The 20971-nt window shown below is 48.6% G+C and carries 12 protein-coding genes, 1 tRNA gene and 1 pseudogene; 5 read left to right on the forward strand and 9 right to left on the reverse strand.

What is annotated here, in order from left to right:
• Positions 1-166: Arm DNA-binding domain-containing protein (locus ACK5JN_RS17670; RefSeq protein ID WP_416871418.1), on the reverse strand; the 166-nt coding region annotated here is incomplete at its 3' end.
• Between the two features lie 165 nt (positions 167-331).
• Positions 332-407, reverse strand: a tRNA-Asn gene (locus ACK5JN_RS17675).
• 307 nt (positions 408-714) lie between these two features.
• On the opposite strand from ACK5JN_RS17675, the gene nac reads away from it, so the two are divergent.
• Positions 715-1632, forward strand: a complete 918-nt coding sequence (gene nac, locus ACK5JN_RS17680; protein ID WP_416871354.1) for a nitrogen assimilation transcriptional regulator NAC — start codon at positions 715-717, stop codon at positions 1630-1632.
• 102 nt (positions 1633-1734) lie between these two features.
• Positions 1735-2685, forward strand: coding sequence for an HTH-type transcriptional regulator Cbl (gene cbl, locus ACK5JN_RS17685; protein WP_416871355.1), 951 nt, complete (start codon positions 1735-1737; stop codon positions 2683-2685).
• Positions 2686-2723: 38 nt separating this feature from the next.
• Here cbl and ACK5JN_RS17690 read toward each other — a convergent pair whose 3' ends face one another.
• Positions 2724-5327: a hypothetical protein gene (locus ACK5JN_RS17690; protein WP_416871356.1), complete on the reverse strand. Its 2604-nt coding sequence runs from the start codon at positions 5325-5327 to the stop codon at positions 2724-2726.
• 1032 nt (positions 5328-6359) lie between these two features.
• On the opposite strand from ACK5JN_RS17690, the gene ACK5JN_RS17695 reads away from it, so the two are divergent.
• Together ACK5JN_RS17695 and ACK5JN_RS17700 are read left to right on the forward strand one after the other, a co-directional pair.
• Positions 6360-6713, forward strand: coding sequence for a hypothetical protein (locus ACK5JN_RS17695; RefSeq protein ID WP_234472760.1), 354 nt, complete (start codon positions 6360-6362; stop codon positions 6711-6713).
• A gap of 180 nt (positions 6714-6893) precedes the next feature.
• Positions 6894-7055 carry a hypothetical protein gene (locus ACK5JN_RS17700; RefSeq protein WP_161556326.1) on the forward strand — a complete coding sequence of 54 codons (162 nt, stop codon included), beginning with the start codon at positions 6894-6896 and terminating at the stop codon, positions 7053-7055.
• 238 nt (positions 7056-7293) lie between these two features.
• Here ACK5JN_RS17700 and ACK5JN_RS17705 read toward each other — a convergent pair whose 3' ends face one another.
• The 6 genes and pseudogenes from ACK5JN_RS17705 to ACK5JN_RS17730 form a co-directional block, all read right to left on the reverse strand.
• Entirely contained in the window at positions 7294-10497 is a 3204-nt protein-coding gene (locus ACK5JN_RS17705; RefSeq protein ID WP_416871357.1) for a hypothetical protein, read from the reverse strand.
• Positions 10497-12245: a hypothetical protein gene (locus tag ACK5JN_RS17710; protein WP_416871358.1), complete on the reverse strand. Its 1749-nt coding sequence runs from the start codon at positions 12243-12245 to the stop codon at positions 10497-10499. The genes ACK5JN_RS17705 and ACK5JN_RS17710 overlap by 1 nt, the downstream gene beginning before the upstream one ends.
• A 274-nt stretch (positions 12246-12519) precedes the next feature.
• Positions 12520-12883, reverse strand: a pseudogene (locus ACK5JN_RS17715) (transposase); the annotation flags it as partial.
• Positions 12884-13080: 197 nt separating this feature from the next.
• On the reverse strand, positions 13081-15279 hold the full coding sequence (locus tag ACK5JN_RS17720; RefSeq protein ID WP_416871359.1) for a DEAD/DEAH box helicase: 2199 nt from the start codon (positions 15277-15279) through the stop codon (positions 13081-13083).
• Positions 15276-16589, reverse strand: coding sequence for an ATP-binding protein (locus ACK5JN_RS17725; RefSeq protein WP_416871360.1), 1314 nt, complete (start codon positions 16587-16589; stop codon positions 15276-15278). Before ACK5JN_RS17725 ends, ACK5JN_RS17720 begins: the two co-directional genes overlap by 4 nt.
• 3 nt (positions 16590-16592) lie before the next feature.
• The gene (locus ACK5JN_RS17730; RefSeq protein WP_416871361.1) at positions 16593-18902 is read right to left on the reverse strand and encodes a TerB N-terminal domain-containing protein; all 2310 of its coding nucleotides are present in this window, start codon (positions 18900-18902) and stop codon (positions 16593-16595) included.
• Between the two features lie 711 nt (positions 18903-19613).
• Here ACK5JN_RS17730 and ACK5JN_RS17735 point away from each other — a divergent pair.
• Positions 19614-20558, forward strand: a complete 945-nt coding sequence (locus ACK5JN_RS17735) for an ArdC family protein (protein WP_200679988.1) — start codon at positions 19614-19616, stop codon at positions 20556-20558.
• The last annotated feature ends 413 nt before the right edge of the window (positions 20559-20971 follow it).

Raw genomic sequence — 20971 nt, forward strand, 5'->3', positions numbered from 1 at the left:
ATGGGCCAAAGGCCAGCTTCTTCTCTTTCCCGTCAATACGGTACTTCATGTACCAGAGTTTTGAGCCGTTGGGTTTGATCAGCAGGTACAGTCCGGCACTGTCGCCGAGTTTGAAGGGTTTGTCTGTGGGTCTGAGCTTGCGGATAGCGGTATCAGTGAGTGACATAGCGGGGGGCTCCATTCGTTCAACGAACTGTGAGGCCCCCGATTAAGCCCCCAAAAACTACAGGTGTCAAGAAACCCGGCAATCCTTACCAGGACAGCCGGGTCAATCTAATTGCTTGTTTCTATAACGTATTAAGACTCACTGAGATGTCTTAATACTAAAATCTGGCTCCTCTGACTGGACTCGAACCAGTGACATACGGATTAACAGTCCGCCGTTCTACCGACTGAACTACAGAGGAATCGTGTGAACGGGGCGCATATTAACGATGTCGCCACGGCTTGTCAAAGGGTGAAAAGCGTTAATAAGTTCGTTTGCTGACAATTTCAGCAATTCGCCGTTGTTTGCTTATTTTACCCGCGCTTTGCACCGCGAAAGTGCAGATTTACCCCTTATGGGGCATACGGCAATCTTCTGACTGGCCTAAAAAAGGGCCCCAGCGATAGGTTTACCCGCATTTAGCGCCCTTTTCAAAACTGGCAAGCATCTTGCAACTCCTCCGATTACTTAACGCCAGCGTGGCAGTGGATCTCGTACCGGAGGCAAAAATGAACTTAAGACGACTGAAATACTTCGTGAAAATCGTCGATATCGGCAGCCTGACTCAGGCGGCTGAAGTGTTGCATATCGCACAGCCTGCGCTGAGCCAGCAGGTTGCGACGCTGGAAGGGGAACTCGATCAGCAGCTGCTGATTCGCACCAAACGTGGCGTGACGCCGACCGAGGCCGGTAAGGTGCTTTACACGCATGCCCGCACGATTCTGCGTCAGTGTGAACAGGCGCAGCTGGCGGTGCATAATGTCGGGCAGACGCTAAGCGGCAGCGTGTCTATCGGCCTGGCGCCGGGCACGGCGGCCTCGTCGATTACCATGCCGCTGCTGCAGGCGGTGCGGAATGAACTGCCGGAGGTGCTGGTCTATCTGCATGAAAATAGCGGCACGGTGCTGAACGACAAACTGCTGAACGGCCAGCTCGACATGGCGGTGCTTTACGATCGCGCGCCGCTGGCGGGCATCGTCAGCCAGCCGCTGCTGAAAGAAGATCTCTATCTGGTCGGTACCCGCGACTGCCCGGGGCAGAGCGTCGATCTGACCGCCGTCGCCGAGATGAATCTGTTCCTGCCGCGTGACTATAGCGCCGTACGCGCACGCGTCGACGAGGCGTTTTCGCTGCGCCGCCTGACGGCGAAGATTATCGGTGAAATTGAGTCTATCTCCACGCTCACCGCAGCGATCGCCAGCGGAATGGGGGTGACCGTGCTGCCGGAGTCGGCGGCGCGCTCGCTGTGCAGCGCGGCAAACGGCTGGATGGCGCGTATTACTACGCCGTCGATGAGCCTGCCGCTGTCGCTCAACGTTTCGGCTCGCGGCCAGCTGTCGCCGCAGGCCCAGGCGGTGAAAGAGATTCTGATGTCGCTGGTCAGCCGCCCGATGCTGGATAACCGTGAATTGCTGCTGGTGAGCTAAGCTTATATTCCATTCAGGAATATGTTGCTGGTTTTTATTATTTGTTTGTCCGGTCGACAAACTTTAACAATAGCGTCATAACTGACTCAATCGGGGTGACGCGTGAACTTCCAGCAACTTAAAATTATTCGCGAAGCGGCGCGGCAGGATTACAACCTGACCGAAGTCGCCAATATGCTCTACACATCGCAGTCCGGCGTTAGCCGACATATTCGCGAACTTGAGGAAGAGCTAGGGATTGAGATCTTCATTCGTCGCGGCAAGCGGCTATTAGGCATGACCGAGCCGGGCAAAGCCCTGCTGGTGATTGCCGAGCGTATTCTGAATGAGGCCAGCAACGTTCGCCGGCTGGCCGATCTCTTTACCAACGACGCTTCCGGCGTGCTGACCATCGCCACGACCCACACTCAGGCCCGTTATAGTCTGCCGCCGGTCATCAAAGCCTTTCGTGAAATCTTCAAAGATGTGCGCCTGGAGCTGATTCAGGGCACGCCGCAGGAAATCGATGCGCTGCTACACAGCGGCGGCGCCGATATTGGTATTGCCAGCGAGCGGCTCAGCAATGACGCCACGCTGGTGGCCTTCCCGTGGTTCCGCTGGCATCACAGCCTGTTAGTGCCCACCGACCATCCACTCACTCAGACCACGCCGCTGACGCTTGAAGCGATTGCCCGCTGGCCACTGATTACCTATCGTCAGGGGATCACCGGACGTTCGCGCATTGATGAAGCCTTTAACCGCAAAGGGCTGACGCCGGATATCATACTCAGCGCGCAGGATTCCGATGTTATCAAGACTTACGTGGAGCTGGGGCTGGGGATTGGGCTGGTGGCCGAACAGTCGGGCGATGCGCAGGAGTCTGGCAGCCTGGTGCGGCTGGATACCCATCATCTGTTCGATGCGAATACCGTCTGGCTGGGGCTAAAACGGGGTCAGCTCCAGCGTAACTACGTGTGGCGCTTTATTGAGTTGTGCAATGCGGGGCTGTCGCTAGAGGAAATTAAACGTCAAGCGATGGAGAGCGAAGAGACGGTGCTGGATTATCAGATTTGAAGACGAGCTACCCGCCGAGCGGCGGGTAGCCCGGAGGGTTAGTCGTTAAACTTTACCGGACTCTTACGGTAGGACTGAAGTTTCTCCCGCATCCAGCGGCTACTGTTGCGGTTAACCGCGCTGACCACGCCGGTGGTGGCGCCGCCGCCGACCTGAACGTGGAAAATCCCGCGTGAAGGGAAGTCCTGATATTTGGCTCCGGAAAAATCCCATTCGTGGCGGCTAAAAAGTTCCCGCGGCGTGCGGCCCATCATGCTGGCATGGACATCAAGAAATTCGATGTTCAGCAGTTTCGGGTTAATGGCCTCGAGGGTAGTGCCAATTTCAGCATGGCCCATCAGATAGCTGCCGCCGGTTCCCCAGAACTGTTCCTCAGGTTCGCCAACGTCATCGCTAACGCTTGCCAGACGGCTGGCCGGCATCTGCCACGGCAGTACTGGCTGGCGGAGATGGCGGCTTAGCGCCGCGCAATAATCGAACGTTCTGTCCCACTCATACGGTGAATAGCAGTAGCCATTTTTGTAGGCGCGGGCGGTAAAGTCGTCCGCCTCATAGCGGTCAACGGCCATAAAGTCAGCGCCTTTAGCGGTGGCGGGAGTGCCGTTAGCCTGAACGTATTGGGTCTCGTCAAAGACACCGACCAGCAGTGCGTACTGTGCGGAAAGTTTGCCTGCCAGCGCCGGGCTGATGGTCAGCTTTTTCTTCTGGCCATCTTCCGGGTCAAAGACGTCGTCATAGGTGAAATCGTCATACACCCACTGGGAGCCGCCGACGCTCCACAGGTTAATCTGCCAGCCAAGAGAGACGTCCGGCGCAACCACACGCACCAGCCAGTTCACCCCCTTGATGTAGCCCTTCAGCGTGTCGGTAATTCCCGCAGGGATAGCCAGATTCACCCCGTGATGCGCCATCGCCTTAGCGAGCGGTTCGCGTACCGGAACAGGATAATCGGGAGAGAAGCCGTATTTCTGGCACTCGCCGAGATAGTCTGGGTTGACGATAAAGCCTGCCGGTACCGGATGCGCATCGTCTTTCATCGTCTGCGCCATCTGCAACGCCTGAATAAAGTTGGCGAAGCTAAACTGATGACGAACCGGATCGTCGATGATGTTTTCCACATCGCCGAGTGAAAGGTTACAGGTATAGGAGACCATCACCGGCAATACGCTGTCGCCGGTTATCGCCTCAACGTCGCGGGCCATCTGGATGATTTTACTGGTCGGTTCTTTGGCCGGGTCGAGATACGCCGAGGCATCGCCCATGCCGTCATCGCCGGAATACTTGAACAGCGAAGAGACTCGCGCCTGTGCCAGATCCTCTACGTTGCTCGGCGACATATCGGCGCAGCCGCCGAAGCTCAGGAAGTTCGGAAATCCTTTTACGCACAGATTTGCCCCTTCACTAATCGTTACATTGACGGTGATGGGCATCTCTTCACTAACGTGCAGCTCTTCGGGCAGAACGTCGATGTAGTACAGCGTGCCGTTCTGAATAAAGGTGCTGGAGGCGAGGTGATAAATGCCGGGGGCAATCGCCTCCCCTGGGGTGTGGTGGCCAGTCTCCATGGGCAGTGGGGAGAAACGGTACTGCCGCGGTGCCTCACTCTCCTCAACCAGACGGAGTGCGAACGTCGCGGCTACGTTTTTTTCCGCTTCCACGGCGATGTTCAACGCCGGGGAGCGGCTGACGACATCCTCGTTCTGATGAATATGCGTTTGATTGAACGTGACGGCATGGTAGCCGTTATCCAGGTTGCCGCTCTGCGCATCGAAGCGGTAATGGACGTTATTCAGCGTGATGTCATTGATGCTCAGAGTGTAGCGGCCCTGTACCGGACGCTGTTCCAGGCGCAGCGTTTTGCCCGCGTGCAGCTCCGCGCGCCGAACTTCACCATCATTTTCCAGATACACCATCGTCAGCGCTTCGCCGTACAGCGCATGATCGGATGGCAGATTGAGCGTAACGTCCAGCGTGGTGCTGCGTTCTGCGGGAGCAAAGGTGATGACCAGCGAGGTGCATTGGCCCTTCGTGATATTCAGCGAGGCCGCGCTCAGCCGTACGGTCGCGCGAATGGTACCCTCCGCGGTCCGCAGTTCCGCGACGCTGGCCGCGTAGGTGCCTGCTGCGATCCTGAAGCGATTAGCGCCAGCGATCGGATGCAGCGTCTCCTGTTTTTCACCGCGTGCTAGCGTCAGCTCCATCTCACAGGCTTCAAGCCCGATGGGGAAGGTTTCGCAGCTGACAAGCAGTTCACCCGTGACATCGGTCTCTTCATCTGCCGCGATGCTGAAGGTATTTTGCAGCGTTGACCATGCCGGCGCGCTATCGGAAGAGACGTTCACGCCCATATGGATATCAGAAATCGCGCCGCCGAGGGCGGAGCCGTCTGCGGCGGTAAGCGTCAGCTTGATATCGAAAATACCGCTGGAGACCTCGCTGGACTGCACTGTGGTCTTAATTGCGCACCAGGGGTTCGTGGTCACAATTATATCTCCTTCGGTAATCTTCCCCGGCGCGCTGAACGACAGCACCATTTTCTCCTGAATATCTACAGGCTGCCCCTCGGTGGAGGTGAAGCCATGGATATCAACGGTGGGGTACCAGGTATCGTCTGTAAATTGAAGCGTGAAGTCTAATTGCATGTTTTCTCTCCCTGAGAAATCAGTGTGATGGACGTCGTGTTCGCCGAACAGAAGCGTGTCCTGATGGCGTTTTTTTTATAATCAAAACCACGGAGAGAGTCATATAACTTATTGATAAAATGTTGTTATTTTATATTTTGATGTTGCCGTGTTGGCGCATGATGCCAGGCTGTCGGATAAATGATGACAATGAGGTGGAGGGTGATGGATTTTTTGCTGAACGCAGAAAAGCAAAAAGCCCGCTCGAAAGCAGGCTTTTTAAATTTGGCTCCTCTGACTGGGATCGCCTTTGCCAGTAATTGGCTAATAAGTAAGCTAAACCTGAATTGCCGCTCTGTCAAGACCACCAGAATGACCACCAATAGGTGTGGGTTACATAAATCTCGTTTGAGCGTTCCAGAGTACATAATGATCGTTACTATGATTCTACATAACATCATGAGCTAAAAAATGATTGAAGGTTAATTATTCTTCTCTTCGGATTTGATTCTGCACTTTTTCATTGACACAATTAATAATGACAGTTCAAAAATTAGGCGATTATGTTGATATGCCGCTAATCGATAGATTTATCCGGTATTTGCTCCCAGCCTGAACTACCTACTCGCTTGCAGGTGGATTTCTCAATACGGACAAGACATACCATTAGTAAGTTTTCTGATCTTGATCAGAATGATCTGGCGATATCCGGCTCATTGGCACGGCTTTGTTTGATGTAGCTAACTTTTTTTTCCTTCCGCTCATCTGGTCAACGATATGATGAAAGCCGGTAAACATACAGCGTCGGATTGCCCTCAACTCAGGCAATAATTGTAGGAGTAATGCTGGATTGCACGGGAGGTACTGGTAGTAGATTACCGTTTTAATGCAGTGATACAGACGTTGATGAGTAATCCTACAGAATCGGCAATATTATGACACACGGGGTGATTAAGCATGAAGGCGCTTTCTAATCCCCTAAGAAAAAAATGCTTTGGTTGTTAATATAAATTATTGATATTTATTCAAATAATCATCATGTGTAGATGGGTTATGGCTCGACCACTAAGAAAATTAAACAGAGAAAGTGTGGCTTATACTCGGCGAGAAATCGCTGAGGCTGAGATCAATGAACTCGAAAAGCTCAGTGATGATGATATTGCCATCAGAGGAGCTGTTTGGCCTGAAGGTATCCCCGGTTTTATCTCGAGTGAAGCTTTACTTTATTTTGTACGAAACACGAATAACCTTTCACTTCGAGAAACATTGCTTAAATCTTTGCTGGAAAGAGTTCATCGGAACCTCCCTAAGCCCAATAGGTTGGATGGAAAAACTGCATCGATGAGTAGCATGGCGATCCGGGACAAGGCCCGTGATGATTTCATAGACCTAATGCTGCTAGATTAAGCTGATTACGATGAGCGACTCGACTATTTTGAAGTCAATTTTAATGGAGCATTTGCTAGCGATCGGGTTGATGTTAAAAGACAAGTTCTAACCTGCTCCTATTTTTGGAACGAAAAAATCTTTTACGGTATAATGTATATGTACAGCAAAAGGCTGTGCGATTAAAACAAGGAAAATTAAATGGATATTAAAATAATTAATCAGCTACTTTCTGATTATGCGGATATTAGCCGTAAGTTAGCTAACTATATTGGTGAACGTGATTATACTGAAGAAGAGCAAGAGATTATGGATGTACTAATACGTATACATACTCGTCTTACTGAATATAAGATAAAGTGATATTACTTTTCTCAATTGCCATGTCTAAAGTATATTAGTCGCCCAGGTCACCGGCCACAGAAACATCAACATCCTCTGGCGGGTCTACACCGATCTTTATCCCAACCGGGTACACGCCAAGTTTGAACGGTTGCAACAAAAAGTGGTAGCAGGGGCCAGATAAAGTGGGAAAAGTGGGATGATGAGTCTCACGCCCCCATTCAATTTATCCACTTGCTACCCTACAATAGATTAAATACTACCTAGGGGGCAGTTTTTTCCTTTTATCTAACAATCTAAAGCCTTCAGGTACTGGCTTGAATTTATCATTCTCTTCAGGCCAGCGTTTTGCTCGGCTTTGGAAAGCTCGGAGTGCGGTAATATCCAAGGTGGCTGCAACCATAAAATCATTGTCTCCACCTCTCAATCTAGCGATATCGCGCAGGAAGCTCTCTTTGGCTGGCGATCGGATACGACTATCACCGTATTTTCGGTTGTTTACCAGTATAGTGTAGGCATGAACGTCCAATGCTGCGGATTCGATAAGAGACGAAAAAGTATCTAGATCCCTATTCCAACTGAGAACCATAAGAGCGTCAACAGCGCCTTGGAAACGAATTCGTGCTTTGCTGTTTTGCAGTTCCGAACAGACCATTACACCAAAGTTGAAGCCATTATGGATATAAATCGGCTTTGGTGCTTTCTCAGGTGTATCCCACTCCTTTCCATATTTCACTGTTAGCTCTCTATCCTCGCCAACTGCTGGTTCAAGCTTTGGCTGCCATATTTTGACAAAGGTTGGATAGCCAAGCCGGTTATCTGCGAGGACCAGTGCTGCTTCACTTAGGATTTTGTTGCCATCTTTGTGCCGATACTCGGTTCCTGCGATTAGGCTGATACCCGCAGCACTGAGTCTGCTAGCGATACTGTTCAGCCAGCGCAGAGGAATAGATAGTTCTGGAAATATAACATAATCAGGCTTTGGGCTCAGTTTCAAAGCATCGTTAACCAGCTTTGATATTTTCTGATAACGTTTGCGGCTTAAATTCGGTTTATTGCAGGCGGTAGCAGCCCAGTCAGTGTCTTCGGTACGTAAGTTGGTTAAGGCAACGACGACTTTATCCTTGCTATCTGTCCCTATTCTCAGGTATTTCTTGCGCTGTTTTGATTTCTTGTCGTTGGCGTCCTGTTCCGCCGCCAAAAGGGTGGGCTTTATCCAAACCCCACGCAGCACTTGGGTGTATTTAGCCCAAGTCACTGCTGGACCATAGATTGGAAGTTTTCCAGATGCCGATAACAAGCCTACGCATTCAGGCGCTAATTCTGATATTTCAGCCGGAGATAGTGGCCTGGTTGGGAAAAGATAGGGCAGATAGCTGTCATTTATCTTTTGTCCCTTGGTTACCATGCTTAACCTAGTTTTTCGGGTAGAGCTAATAAACTGCTCAAATACCTCCACATCGAGAAACTCTGAGTTACCAAGCAACTTAAGGATTCTCTTTTCCTTCTTAGCATCGCGTTTACCTGCTAGTTTTTCAGCAGACGGACTATTCAGAATGTGCTTGTAGGCTTCTTTTGCGAGGTCTGCTGCTGCAACAAGTGGTGCTTTCTTCTCGAAATCTGCCACATCAAAATGTAGGTCTAATAACTCTACAAAATCAGTCAGTGTTATCACAATCTGATTCAAAAAAAGATCCGCTAAGCGTTTCTTTTTGCTCGACCGTTCACCTAAGAATAGCTTGTTTGGATCATGGTAGCGTGTGGCAGCATCAATAAATAACCATGTCAAAGTGCCCTTGATATAGCCCCATAGATCTTTGAGTACTTTGGCATCACCTCCATTAATTCGAACCTTCTTACCTTGGCCTACTTCGGAAGCTAAGGTATCAATGGCTTGATAGGACTTTACTGCTATTTGCTCGGCTTGGTCCCACTCGTTCATGCTGATTGCAAACCCGAGTAGTCTTGGCAAGTAATGGAAATGAGCAAATAGATTATCCACTCGTAAGATATGGTTATGGGCAAACTGGTAAAACTCTTCGCGCTGCTCTTTCCATTGATTAGGTGGCAAATCTCGCGCAAGGGTTTCTACATGGCGTAATTGCAGTGACCACCCCAAACGGCGAATGGTCAAGCCATCAGCTTTACGCAATGTATCGGCATTTTCCCCTACGCTACCGGCAGCGGAGAGCACTTTGGCTGCCGTCGAATGCTCCAACTGGTCTGGCGACGGCATCAAACGGTGTTCACTGGAAAGCTCATATATCTCTTTTTCAATGCTATCCAGAAGATCGAGCCCCGATCGCCCCTGTAATATAAATAACTTTTGCTTGTCAGACTGAAGCGAAATTTTTGAATTGCCTTGGATATTTGCGCCTTGGTTTATCTCCCAAACCTTTCTGTTTTTAGCGTTCTGATAAATAACGTTTTCACCCATTCTAGCCTGAATCAGGTTCATTAGATCCAAGCTATTGAAAATCGTACCGGTATCACGTAGAACCAAAAACATATCGTCTACATAGCGGCCGTAATGTATCGGTGACAGCTTCTCCAAAACAAGCCTGTCCCATTTGTATAGCAGGGCATTTGAAATGATACGACTACATGTAAGACCAATCACCAATCCGCCGCTGATCTTGGCTCTCTTACCCCCAACAGTTTGGCCAAATTTTGAAGCACCTTCGGCCCAATTGCTGAGGAATTTCGAGAGCTGTTTGGTGAATGCTTCTTCTTCATTTGTCAGTTGTAGATCAAGTGCTTCAAGCAAACCTTTGCCAAAAATAGCAAGCGGGTCAATAAAGTGGTAATAACATTTCAGATCTAGGGATACAGCAATAATATCGCGTTCTTTTTCTAACTCGTCCCGGATAGCCTTAAGGCCGTCGCTACGCCATTTTTGATAGGGCTGAAAATACGGGACAAATGAGCCAATTGAGCTAATGTGGAATGGTTTTTCATCGCCATCTGTGAAGAACTCATCATTACGAATTCGTTTTAGCCTAGCGCCGTAGCAGCTATCATCGAACTTGGCGTCGAACTTGCGACCAATCATGTTGAGCCACAGTGCAGAAATGATGTGGGTTTCTACAGGAAAGTCGCCCACAATACGGAATTCAGGAACTATGTCGTAATTATTGAACAGACTTTCTACCGCTCTCTCTGGTTTAGAAAAGTGCACGTGGCCATTCTCAATAGTATCTGATTTTTTATTTGTAGAAAGTTTCTTTGGCAGTAATCGAAAATGCCCGAGTAATGCTTCATTATCGTCAAAACCCGCGTCGCTCTTTAATTGAATTAACAGCTCATTTAGGTTAGCCAATAAGTCTTGCTCATACTCAGCGAACTTTATGGCAGTCGGGAAGATATTCTCGAAGAAACAGTCGGCTTTGGCCTTCCTATACGCAACTAGGAGATCTTCTATAGTTAGAGAGTTCCATCCTGTAAATTCAGCCTGATAACTCATTATTGTTCCCCTTGGTTATCTACTGCTGTCACTACCTGTTCTATTAGCCGCTTGATAGTTGGATGGCTCAACTTTGATGCGAGTGGAGATACATAGTCACGACCCTGACTCCAATGTAGGTTAGTATTGTATATCAAGCCAAGCAGGAAGTAGCTTTCTGGAATATCAATACCAGTACTGGCAGCGAAGTCCATTTTGTTCTTGGTTTTTTTGGTAGTAAGAAACTCGTTCTGTTGATCTTCATGAGTCAGCATTTCATAGCCGAGTTTCTCTACGGCGACACGGACGGCAAAACAGACCGCTATAGGGTCGTAATTTTTACACTCCAGATAGCGCTTCAGTTCGATATAGGCATAATTTTGAAAAGCTGCTGAACTTCGCCACACTTGCGGCAAGTTGTTTGGCCATTCAGGTTCGGGAATCTCGCATTGGTCTGTATGAAAATGAAACCAACACATCTCTAATCGGTCTTTGATTAATGCTTGTTTATCCCTTGCTTCTATCAGGCGAAGTGTGTCCTGCGACTTTCCTTTAGACATTGATTGAAGATAATTGATCTGAATCTTATGTTTGTTAAAACAGAAATCAAAAAATACGCCTGGGTCCAAGTGCGTTAAAATTATTGGATAAATTATTTGGTTGCGTAGTTTGTATTCTTCAATAATTGAGGTGACATAGTATTGGAAAGCTACCAGATTGGCGTCATCCAAGTAGTCAAACACCTCGTCAATCACCAATATGAGCGGTTTCTTGCTGCTCTCATACAAAGTTTTATGTAGCTGTACCACAAGCGTAATTATGTCACGTTGGCCGTTCGATAATTGGTGGGCTTTGGGGAAGCTAATAACCAACTCTTTCTTTTTCTTGGTCTCTTCAACCTTGGCCCATTGCCAAGTAGAGCTTTTGAAGTTTGTCAGCAAGTCTTGATAGTGTGCTTTGACTGTAACGTAATATAGCCAGTCTGTCGCAGCGGAAAATGTTTTAGGATCGGCTGCATGTAGGCTGGCGATTTGGTAAGCCGCAAAAAAACCTTCGATCTCGGTAGCGGCTGCACCACTCTTGATTAGCCGTTCAGAAATGCCATTTAAAATAGCCACTGCTCTTAGGTTATCAATACAGTTATCCAATATCCATTGTGATATGACAGCAGCACTTCCATTCTGTTTGTTCACCATGTCGGCAATGGCTTGAACCGCTGTCTGAATTCGAAATTGAGTGAACTTTGTTAAATCGACGTCCTTAATTGCATCCAAAATTCTTTGATCTTTTAATAGATCGGCTATGTTAGGCAGAATCTTTCCGTTTTGACCAAAATTGGCTTTAGCATCAGCAAGCTTATACGAAAAGTCTGCTTTTTCCGGAATCTTGCAGATGATTATGGGTTTCACTTCAATGGTGGAGGATACCGCCCCCTTGAAAAGCTTTTTCGCTTTCGGGATTAGGCCGCTATTGACTACCAGCACATCAAACTGTTGTCGAATTTCGTTTTTTGTTCTATTAGCACTTAATTTCTGCCCGTCAACGGTAATACTCAGTTCGGGCACAAGAGTTTCATCCCCTTTATGATGATCGTTTTCGGCAAGATCTATTCGCTTTGTATTCATTGACGAGAAAGCTGTAGCGATCGAACTCTTGCCAAAGCCATTAGGTGCAACCAAAAGATTGGGTTTATGGGCACTTAGCTGCACATTGAAGCATTCGTGCGAAATGCCTCTGATGTTCCTTATCTCTATTTGGCTTATGGTCATCGTTTAACTTCCTTATTTTACCGTTACTTGACCGTTCATTAGCATGTGAAGGAACCAGTCACGAAGTTGAGCTAGTTGTGCATTTTCTCTTTCTGTAAATGTAGTGGTCAACTAAAACTGACCACCGCTTTAGAGTTTTTCCGATATCGATTTTCTTATTGGTTTGGTGATAACCCGTCTTATATTCGTACGGCCTGAGTGCGATTGCATGGGCAGTGTCGTTGAAGCTCATATAACCTGTTACAGGCATATAATACTGGGGGCAGGTCACCCTGGCAACAAGGGCGCATGCGCAATCCATTTTTTTGCCCGGCCAAACTCCACGGCCTCTTTGAACATCTCCGCTTCCATCGTTTTTTTGCTCAGAAGACGCTGAAGCTCGCGGATTTGCTTATTGGCCGCAGCAAGCTCAGAGGCGGGCAGGACTTCTTCGCCAAATGTTACGGCGGTCAGGGAACCGTCTTCATACTGCCTACGCCATTTGAAGATCTGGTTAGCATTGATGCCATGCAGGCGAGCACATGAGACACGGTGATGCCGGGTTCCATAGTTTGCTGAATAATGGCAATTTTTTCCTGCGAAATACTCCGCCGACGCCGACGCCGACGCCGTTCAGGTCCTGATAACACTTCGACCATCTTATTATTCTGACTGGTGTTAAACATAGTTCTAAGACTACCTCTTTTTTAAGAGAGGCGAAGTGTCCGATGATCTATGGGGCCAGTCTAAATACTCCGGAGCTAAAACCTAGCAAATCCACTGGGAAATAAAGATATAGGGGTGAGAATAATTTAGGGTATAAATGATTCCTTTATACCCTTATTGCGAAAATAGGTCACAGAATATTTTTCTGTAGCCAGATCTGGGTGCCTTCTATATCGTACGCCTTTGCTCCATATCCTTTCGCAAGCAGGGACTCCGGCAAATAATCGTCATATTTATCCAGATATTTTTCTGGAACATCTGCAGCGAGCTCAGACTCTGATGGCAAGCCCGACAACTGAATTTCTTTTAGTGCATGTTGGACCGAGGATACACTTGCGTCATCTATTTCTATAACACCGGCAAATGAACTAGCTTTGAAGCTGCTACGCATTAGCAAGGCCGTTATTGTGTTAACGACTTTATCGCCCATCCAGGGGAGAACATAACTACGCTGGCCATCGGAAATAGAATGGGAGTTTTGCAGATTGTAACGTTTAAAGTTGTCACAACCTTCTGCAAAAAGGCTTCTGGCGGTGGCATCCACATAATCGACTCTCTTACTTCCTACCGAGATGCGATAATCATTCTCCCTGTATATGGCGAGCATCTCTTGGCGAACTACATCATGAACAGACATACCCCCACCACTAAAATGTGGCGGCTGGCCGCCTTTGGTCGCCTTAACATAGATAACTTTTTTTTCCACCTCGATCTCTGTCACTTTCCAGCGGCGCCCACCGAAGATTATGTGCTGGTCAGGCAGAAGGGGAGAGTCCACTGGTATTGTGCCAAGGGTTCGACTTCCTGTGACAATGCGGAACTCTTCTGGAGTATTGAACACGGCGTAAAACGTATAATGGTTAGTCAGTTTCTCTCCCTCAGCCCCGATAACCATTTCTCCGCTAGCAAGTTGTGTCAGTAGGCCGTGTGCCCCCATATGTCGAAGCAGACTTTTGAAATCAGTTAAGTCGATGTTCCGGAAGGGGCCTGTCTGGCACAGTTGTGACCAAAGTTGATCGGCTCGAACCCCGCCCCATTGCGCTGTGATCGCAAGAATCTGATGTAGCAACGTGGAGTAATGCATCTGTCGGGCATCAGCCGGTTCGAACCATCGCTTAGTGATCATCAATCTAATCATCGCCATCGACTGAACCAGTTGTAGCCGCAAGCGGTCTACGATGCCGCTGGTTGCGGTAAGTTCTTGCTCAGAGATCAGCATTCTCAGAACCGATGGCGAATCTCGCCGTCCTGACCGGCCCATACGCTGACGCAGGCTGGAGACGGAATGTGGAGGAGTAACCTGTATGACCGACTGCACTTTACCGATATCAATACCCAGCTCAAGCGTCATGGTACAGACGGCTGTTGTAGGCAAATTACCCTGCTGTAGGCGGGCTTCGAGCGTCTCGCGTAATTCCCTAGACAGGGAGCCGTGATGGGGAAAGAATTCATTGGGAACAACATTTTCCTCACACATGTCGCTCAGCGTCGCCGCAATGCTTTCAGTGCGCTTTCGACTGTTTGCAAAAACTAAATGGGAGTCGCCACGGCAGAGTCTGAAAATGTCAGCGCAGACGTGTTTTTCTGCTGAGCTTTGTGGCTCTTCTCCTTTTTCGGTCTCCGGCACTAGATAGCCTTTAACCTGCACTTGCAATGTGGCCGTGCTATTGCTGTCTGTCACAATTTCGCAGGGCAATCGCTGATCCGGACGCAACAGTTCAGGCACTTTATCCAGTTCTCCTAACGTAGCGCTTAACGCAACGCGGGGAACTGGGTTCGCATGACGTCCCAGCACATGATCAATTCTGTTTAGAAGAGAGAGCAACTGCATACCGCGCTCGGTACCAATAAAGGCGTGAAACTCATCAATAACAATGTAGGCTACTGGCGAAAACGCCTGTTTAATCCAGCCTGATGAATTTATGAGTAAGGACTCAAGTGATTCTGGCGTGATAAGTACGATGCCCGCCGGGTCAGTCCGTATCTTCTTCTTTTTGCTTTGCGGTACATCACCATGCCATGGCGTCACCGGCATATCCAACGCCTCGCCCAGGCTCTCAAGACGACGGTACTGGTCGTTAATCAGCGCTTTAAGCGGGCTGATATAGACAATACCAAACCCGCTAGTGATACCTGCAATTGCTGAACAGGCAGGTAGAAAGAAAGCCTCTGTTTTACCCGCTGCTGTGCCTGCACTAATTAGCACGTCCTGGTCTCGAGCTAAAATTGCCGGGATAGCGCTCTCTTGCAGGGGCCTTAATGTAGACCAGCCCTGCTTATAAACCCACTTACGAACGCGAGGATCGAGACTATCGTATGCGCTGCTCATAACTTGAAGTTGGCCAGATCGTCATCATTTTCTTCCTGCTCAATAGCATCATCCATATCGCTTGGCCTGTCATCTTCAATCGACACACCCGAGATTAGCGTTTGCCAGTTTATATTACTGTTTTGTTCCAGCACGGCCAGCATATCCAGGAAACCTTTAATGGTATTTCGGGGGGTACGGAAGTAAGCATCCCCGATGGTTTTACTGCAATGATGCAGAAAAGCGGTGAGTGCGCCATCTGATACCAGATACTTTTCGGGCTCTCCGCCGGCATAAACATGGCGGAGATTTTTCAGTAAAATATACAATTCCTCTGGGGTGAGGCTGGCAAGATGTAGAGTAGGTGACGAGTAGTCAATCACTCCTGCTTTCTGAGCGAACCGATTTTCCGCCAGACGTGATTGCAGCGCCTCATAACTGTAAAGTCCTTTACGCGGATCAAACAAGAACTCGGGCGTGCCTCCAAGAACAAAACCAATATTCTCGGCAGAACCCTGCAGACAGTCATTCAGGATCCTCAGGATCTGTTCATAGTTTGCAGTTCTCGCCTGAGTGTTGTTCAGCTTATAAAGGTTTACCATCTCGTCGAGACTGACCAGTAAACCGGCATAACCTGCCTGACGGACAAATAGGCTTACCAGCTTCAATGAATCGTAGAACGAAGCGTCTGAGATAATAGTCCGGACGTCGAGATCGTTACGGGCATCGGTTTTGGTGGTGTATTCACCCCGCAACCAGCGAATGGCATTTGATTTTAATGTCTCGTTATCCTGTTCATGTCCGCGCCAGAATGCATCGATGACTTTAGCAAAGTCATATCCCCCCACCATGTCAGACAGAGCAGCCAGGCGCTGGTGAATAACCGACGAGACTGTAGTGCCATCCGCATCAGCCTCCTTTCTCGCCTCCGTGACGAACCGCTCCACAACACTGAGTAACGCATTACCATCAGGTTTGTTGCGGGTTGACATGTTCTTCATAAGCTCTGAGTAGAGATTGCGCGCCTGACCTCCCGATGAATGAATGCGCCTGTCGGGGGAAAGGTCGGCACTGACTGTTACCAGCTTTTTTTCCAGCGCAATAGAACGTACAACGCTCAGAAAGAACGTTTTGCCTGATCCGTATTCACCGATGATAAGCCTGAAGCTCGCGCCGCTGTCAGCGATCCGCTCAATATCCTGATGGAGGGCTGTTATCTCATTTATCCGGCCTACCTGGATGTGCTGAATGCCTATTCTTGGCGTTACACCAGACTTCAGTGATTGGATAATAGCATCCCGTTCTTTAACTCTTATACGTGTTACAGACATTAACTATCCCTCTAATTCTTTGGCAATTTCCAGGTCTACCCAGATATCATCATCGGCATCATCCAGCACTGGTGCATCAACCACTGCATAGGACCAATCATTAATAACCTCAAGTGCACCGCTGAGCATCAAATTAAAATTCTCGCACAGTTCCGTCACCTCTTTCCGGGGCCACTGTTCCTTTTCCAAAAGCCTGTGGTAAAGCTGGCTATGTGCATTATCAAGGCCACCATCCTGCGTCCCGGCTGCGGGTGTGCTCTCGCGCAATTCCGGTTCGTCCTCGGTGAAAATCGCGCTAAGTAATTTACGGACATCGTCTGTGGCCGACTCATGGTGAGCCAGCACGCTGGCGTCCAGCGTGAACTCAGCGGCCCCAAGACTCGCTGATGTAGGCGACAGCGGGGTAACCTCTGCCGTAGAATGCTGATGGATGTTGCCGGAGATAGTTGAAGGATCCAATCCTAGGCCTGAATAAATTTTTTCCAGCTGTTTGATTTCGCCAGGCTCAATTCGGCCATCCGAGCAGGCTACTCCCACGATAACCTTACCTACTGCTGATTTTTCCATCGGACTCAACAGTGCTATTCTATTTTTCATGCCTGCCATGTTGGCTGGGGTATGAAGTTGCCACGTCAAATACGAATGTAAGGAGCGCTTTTCATCTTCGCTAAAGCCAGAATTATGGTCGATAGCATTTTCCAGCACTTTCTGCTCGGCCTGATCAAGGCTATTGTCGGTTAAGGCCACCATTGACCCTAGCCTTAGTGTCATCACCGCTGAGATAAACGCCGGAGATGGTGGTAAGCGCGTTCCCTCACCAGCGGCGAATAAAACCAGTGCGCCGTCAGCTTCTGCTTTCACATGGTGGTAATGCGGATCAGGTGCCAGGTAGTAGCCCATTTTCAGTGCAAAGGCCTGCATCAGGTCGGCCTCTTTTTTATTGATTTTCGCCGGGCAAGTAGCTCCCATATGTGCCCAGAAGTCAGCAACGGTGGTTAACCCCTTGTGACTCGCTATCACTTCATCAGCCCAGCGTTTAAATGTATTTAAAACTTTTCCTGCGCTTTCATTGATGATTTCCATAGGCAGCAACATGATTGCCGCAGTATCATTTTCTGACGTACCTTTCCTGCCAAGATAGCGGCTGTAAGCATCCAGTTCATCTGTACAGATCTCTGCAAGCGTCATGATTTTCTGGACTGGTCCCTTCAATGCACTAGGGTCAGGCAAGTCTGGAACAGGAAGGCGAACGCCGCGCAAGCTGGGACTTGCAGGGTTGTAATCCAGACGCAGTCGCGTTTTATTCGGTTTGACAACTATACCCTCACCGTATTTGAGGGTATAGCGCCGTTTGAAAAGCGCAGCAAATTCTTTCGCACAGCGGCGGGCGGGAGTTCGTAACGCATACTCCGTGTGATTTGTTACCCACGTCAGCGCCAGATCGGCTGACACAGGAACTCCAGCATCCACAGCCTTTGCCAGCGCTAGCTTAAACAGCATACCATTGCTGAAACTCGAATCACGGCCAAGGTCGGCAACCAGATCAACATCTGGGCGCAGAATAGACATTGCTTCCAGTAACTGGGACGAGTAATTCCGGAAAGAGCGGTTCTCAATGAATACCGATCTTAACCGGCAGATTTCATTAAATAGTGTACGGAACTCTGCGTCAGGTGTATTACCATCCCGGCAGTCAAAAAGTGCCTTTCTTTCCAGCCCATACAGATAGATAAATACGTAGCCTACAGGGCATGACGCGTCGGACCTATCACTGGCAAGCCAGTTTAGATACGCGCCGCGCGCATCCGCTGAAAGCGAGGAATAGCTGGGCCAGTATCCCAATGAACTATCTTCGTAAAGATAAGGTTTATGGTGAATATTAAGCGTGTCGTCAATTAATGATGCCTCAGTGCCATCATCATAATAGCCGCTCATGCTTTGCCCGGCGGGCTTCATCCGCTGTCCGAAGTAGAAATGACCACTGGTGATCTTCATACCGCCTACAGTAGTCACCTCACCAGGCTGCACCCATCGAGCCAAAGTACCAGTAGTTTTTGGGGGATTCTGACGTTGAATCGTTGTTACTCTGTATTCGACACTCCGGTCGCTGTCCAGTGTAAAAGTTGCCAGATCATCATCTTCACTGTCATCTTTTCTCACAACAGCCTCTTTTTTCTTGATGTCAGCAAGCCATTCTTTAGGTGGCGCTTTCACGGTTTTTGAAGAATAAGAACCCGCAGATTTATGTTTTTTCTTTTTGAAAAACAATAGATAAATTACATAAATCGCCGCTATAAATATCCATAACTCCATGGGCAACAACCTTAAGAATGACTTTTCGCATACGCCGAAAATGGCGAGGGAAAGTAGGGGGGAAGTAGATTAATCTTAAAATAATACTTCTAAATTGCGAGGGTTAAAATCAAAACTTGACCAAATTTAGCCTATTGGTTTTCATCGATAAAACCATTAGCTATCAGCGAAATGCGCAAAGTCGGCAGTTAATTCTTAAGAAGTACTAATGCTAAACCTCCGAGTACTGTTGCGGGGGCAACACCAGTCACATAGATGTAGTCTCGACAAGTCTTCACACTTACTGGCAAAACTTACCTGTCAATGAGCAGAACCCACGATTCGACTGGAAACATAGCCTTTTGGGTTAGCTTTATTCCTAACCTATTGATCTCTAGCATTTCCACTTTTCGCAAAGCAGACAGCAATGTTTTATTGTCTTCAACCTCAAAACACTGCTAGTTCAGGTCTGAACGAATACCGAACAATTCAATCCCCAACCCATTCCACCACTGCGACCCAAGGGGCGCTACGCCCGCCTATGCTGTGTCAGTTTTTTCTCCGTGCGACTTCCGTTCTCGTATCAGCTTCCGGTTAATCGTTTCCCAACACAACCCGTCCCGCAAGGGTAAATGGCACGCATTCTGCGCCCTTGCTGGCCGGAACGATGTCGGGAAAGCGAACCGTCAGGCGATACGAAGACGAAAATCACACCACTGACGGAGAAAAAACATGACCATTTCCCTGCATACCCAGACTAGCGCCCCTAACACCGCAGCGGCGACCAGCGTATCCCCGCTGGAGCAGTCAGGCTCCTCAAAAACGAAATTTTCTAAAGCCAAAACCGATATTTATCAGACTGTCACCAACAACATCATTGCAACGCTTGAAGCCGGTGTAAAACCGTGGTCTTGCCCGTGGAAACGAGTGCCGGGCATGTCTGGGTTACCTTCCAACTTCGCAACCGGTATCGCGTATAGCGGAATGAATATCATGCTGTTGTGGTGTAGCGCGTCAAAACAGGGCTTTGGTGATTCACGCTGGATGACCTACAAACAGGCGCAGGCAATAGGCGGGCAGGTTCGAAAAGGTGAACACGGTACGACAGCCATTTTCTATACAACCTTAGAGAAAGAAAACGAAGACGGTGACATCGACCAGATCCCAATGCTGAAAACCTTCAATGTGTTCAATGTTGAACAAATTGATGGCCTTCCACTGACAACTGAAATAGTCAGCCCAGAAGCAACCTTTGACCCGTTGCCTGAGGCTGAAAATCTGTTCCAGAAGAGTGGCGCAAACATCATTGAGAAAGGACAAAATGCATTTTTCCAACCCTCAACTGATGAGGTCTGGCTACCAGAGCGTCACCTTTTTTCCGATGCTGCTAATTTCTACGCTACTGGCCTGCATGAGCTGGTTCACTGGAGCGGTGGTAAAAAAAGGCTTAACCGTGAAATGAAAGGGAAATTTGGCAGCGCAGATTATGCGGAGGAGGAATTAGTGGCTGAGCTGGGAAGTGCTTTTCTGATGGCGGATTTGGGTATTGTTGGAGAGGTGCAGCACGAAAGCTATATCGCTTCCTGGCTGAAAGCATTGAAGAATGACAAGCGTTATATTTTCAAAGCGGCCAGCACGGCATCAAAAGCACATCGTTATTTGATGGATAAAGCCTGAGGGCAGGGGCAAGAAGCCGCAAAGGAATGTGGCTTTAACATAATATGGTAGTGGGTGGAGTAGCGGTGGTGTTAGGGGGTATCATTCCACTGCGAATTTTCCTGGCACCGGATGTCAGGAAAATTCGCAGGCTGCGGGGCGGGCGGCAAAGAGCCCGTCAACCCTTTAAATGTATAGGCTCCGACTTGATCCGGCGGTCCTCTTTGTTAGAAAACGATTCAACCTGACAGTCGACAACGAACAGCGGACATTGTCTGAACTGGGAGGTAAGCTCTAAAATGAGTGACACAATTTGCAGGAATACTTATAGCATCCTTAACCTGTAGCGTAGGCAAAACTGCACCGGTCTTACTCCTCCTTTCTACCTCTGGCCTTTACATAAATCACCATGCCGTATATGTTTATCAAGCCAA

It is taken from the genome of Kluyvera sp., from assembly GCF_047971185.1.
Lineage (GTDB): Bacteria > Pseudomonadota > Gammaproteobacteria > Enterobacterales > Enterobacteriaceae > Kluyvera.

Excerpts from the sequence above, each read along its gene's own strand:
- nac (WP_416871354.1), top strand. The coding sequence starts at position 715 with ATGAACTTAAGACGACTGAAATACTTCGTGAAAATCGTCGATATCGGC.
- ACK5JN_RS17690 (WP_416871356.1), bottom strand. The coding sequence starts at position 5,327 with ATGCAATTAGACTTCACGCTTCAATTTACAGACGATACCTGGTACCCC.
- ACK5JN_RS17695 (WP_234472760.1), top strand. The coding sequence starts at position 6,360 with ATGGCTCGACCACTAAGAAAATTAAACAGAGAAAGTGTGGCTTATACT.
- ACK5JN_RS17700 (WP_161556326.1), top strand. The coding sequence starts at position 6,894 with ATGGATATTAAAATAATTAATCAGCTACTTTCTGATTATGCGGATATT.
- ACK5JN_RS17705 (WP_416871357.1), bottom strand. The coding sequence starts at position 10,497 with ATGAGTTATCAGGCTGAATTTACAGGATGGAACTCTCTAACTATAGAA.
- ACK5JN_RS17710 (WP_416871358.1), bottom strand. The coding sequence starts at position 12,245 with ATGACCATAAGCCAAATAGAGATAAGGAACATCAGAGGCATTTCGCAC.
- ACK5JN_RS17720 (WP_416871359.1), bottom strand. The coding sequence starts at position 15,279 with ATGAGCAGCGCATACGATAGTCTCGATCCTCGCGTTCGTAAGTGGGTT.
- ACK5JN_RS17725 (WP_416871360.1), bottom strand. The coding sequence starts at position 16,589 with ATGTCTGTAACACGTATAAGAGTTAAAGAACGGGATGCTATTATCCAA.
- ACK5JN_RS17730 (WP_416871361.1), bottom strand. The coding sequence starts at position 18,902 with ATGGAGTTATGGATATTTATAGCGGCGATTTATGTAATTTATCTATTG.
- ACK5JN_RS17735 (WP_200679988.1), top strand. The coding sequence starts at position 19,614 with ATGACCATTTCCCTGCATACCCAGACTAGCGCCCCTAACACCGCAGCG.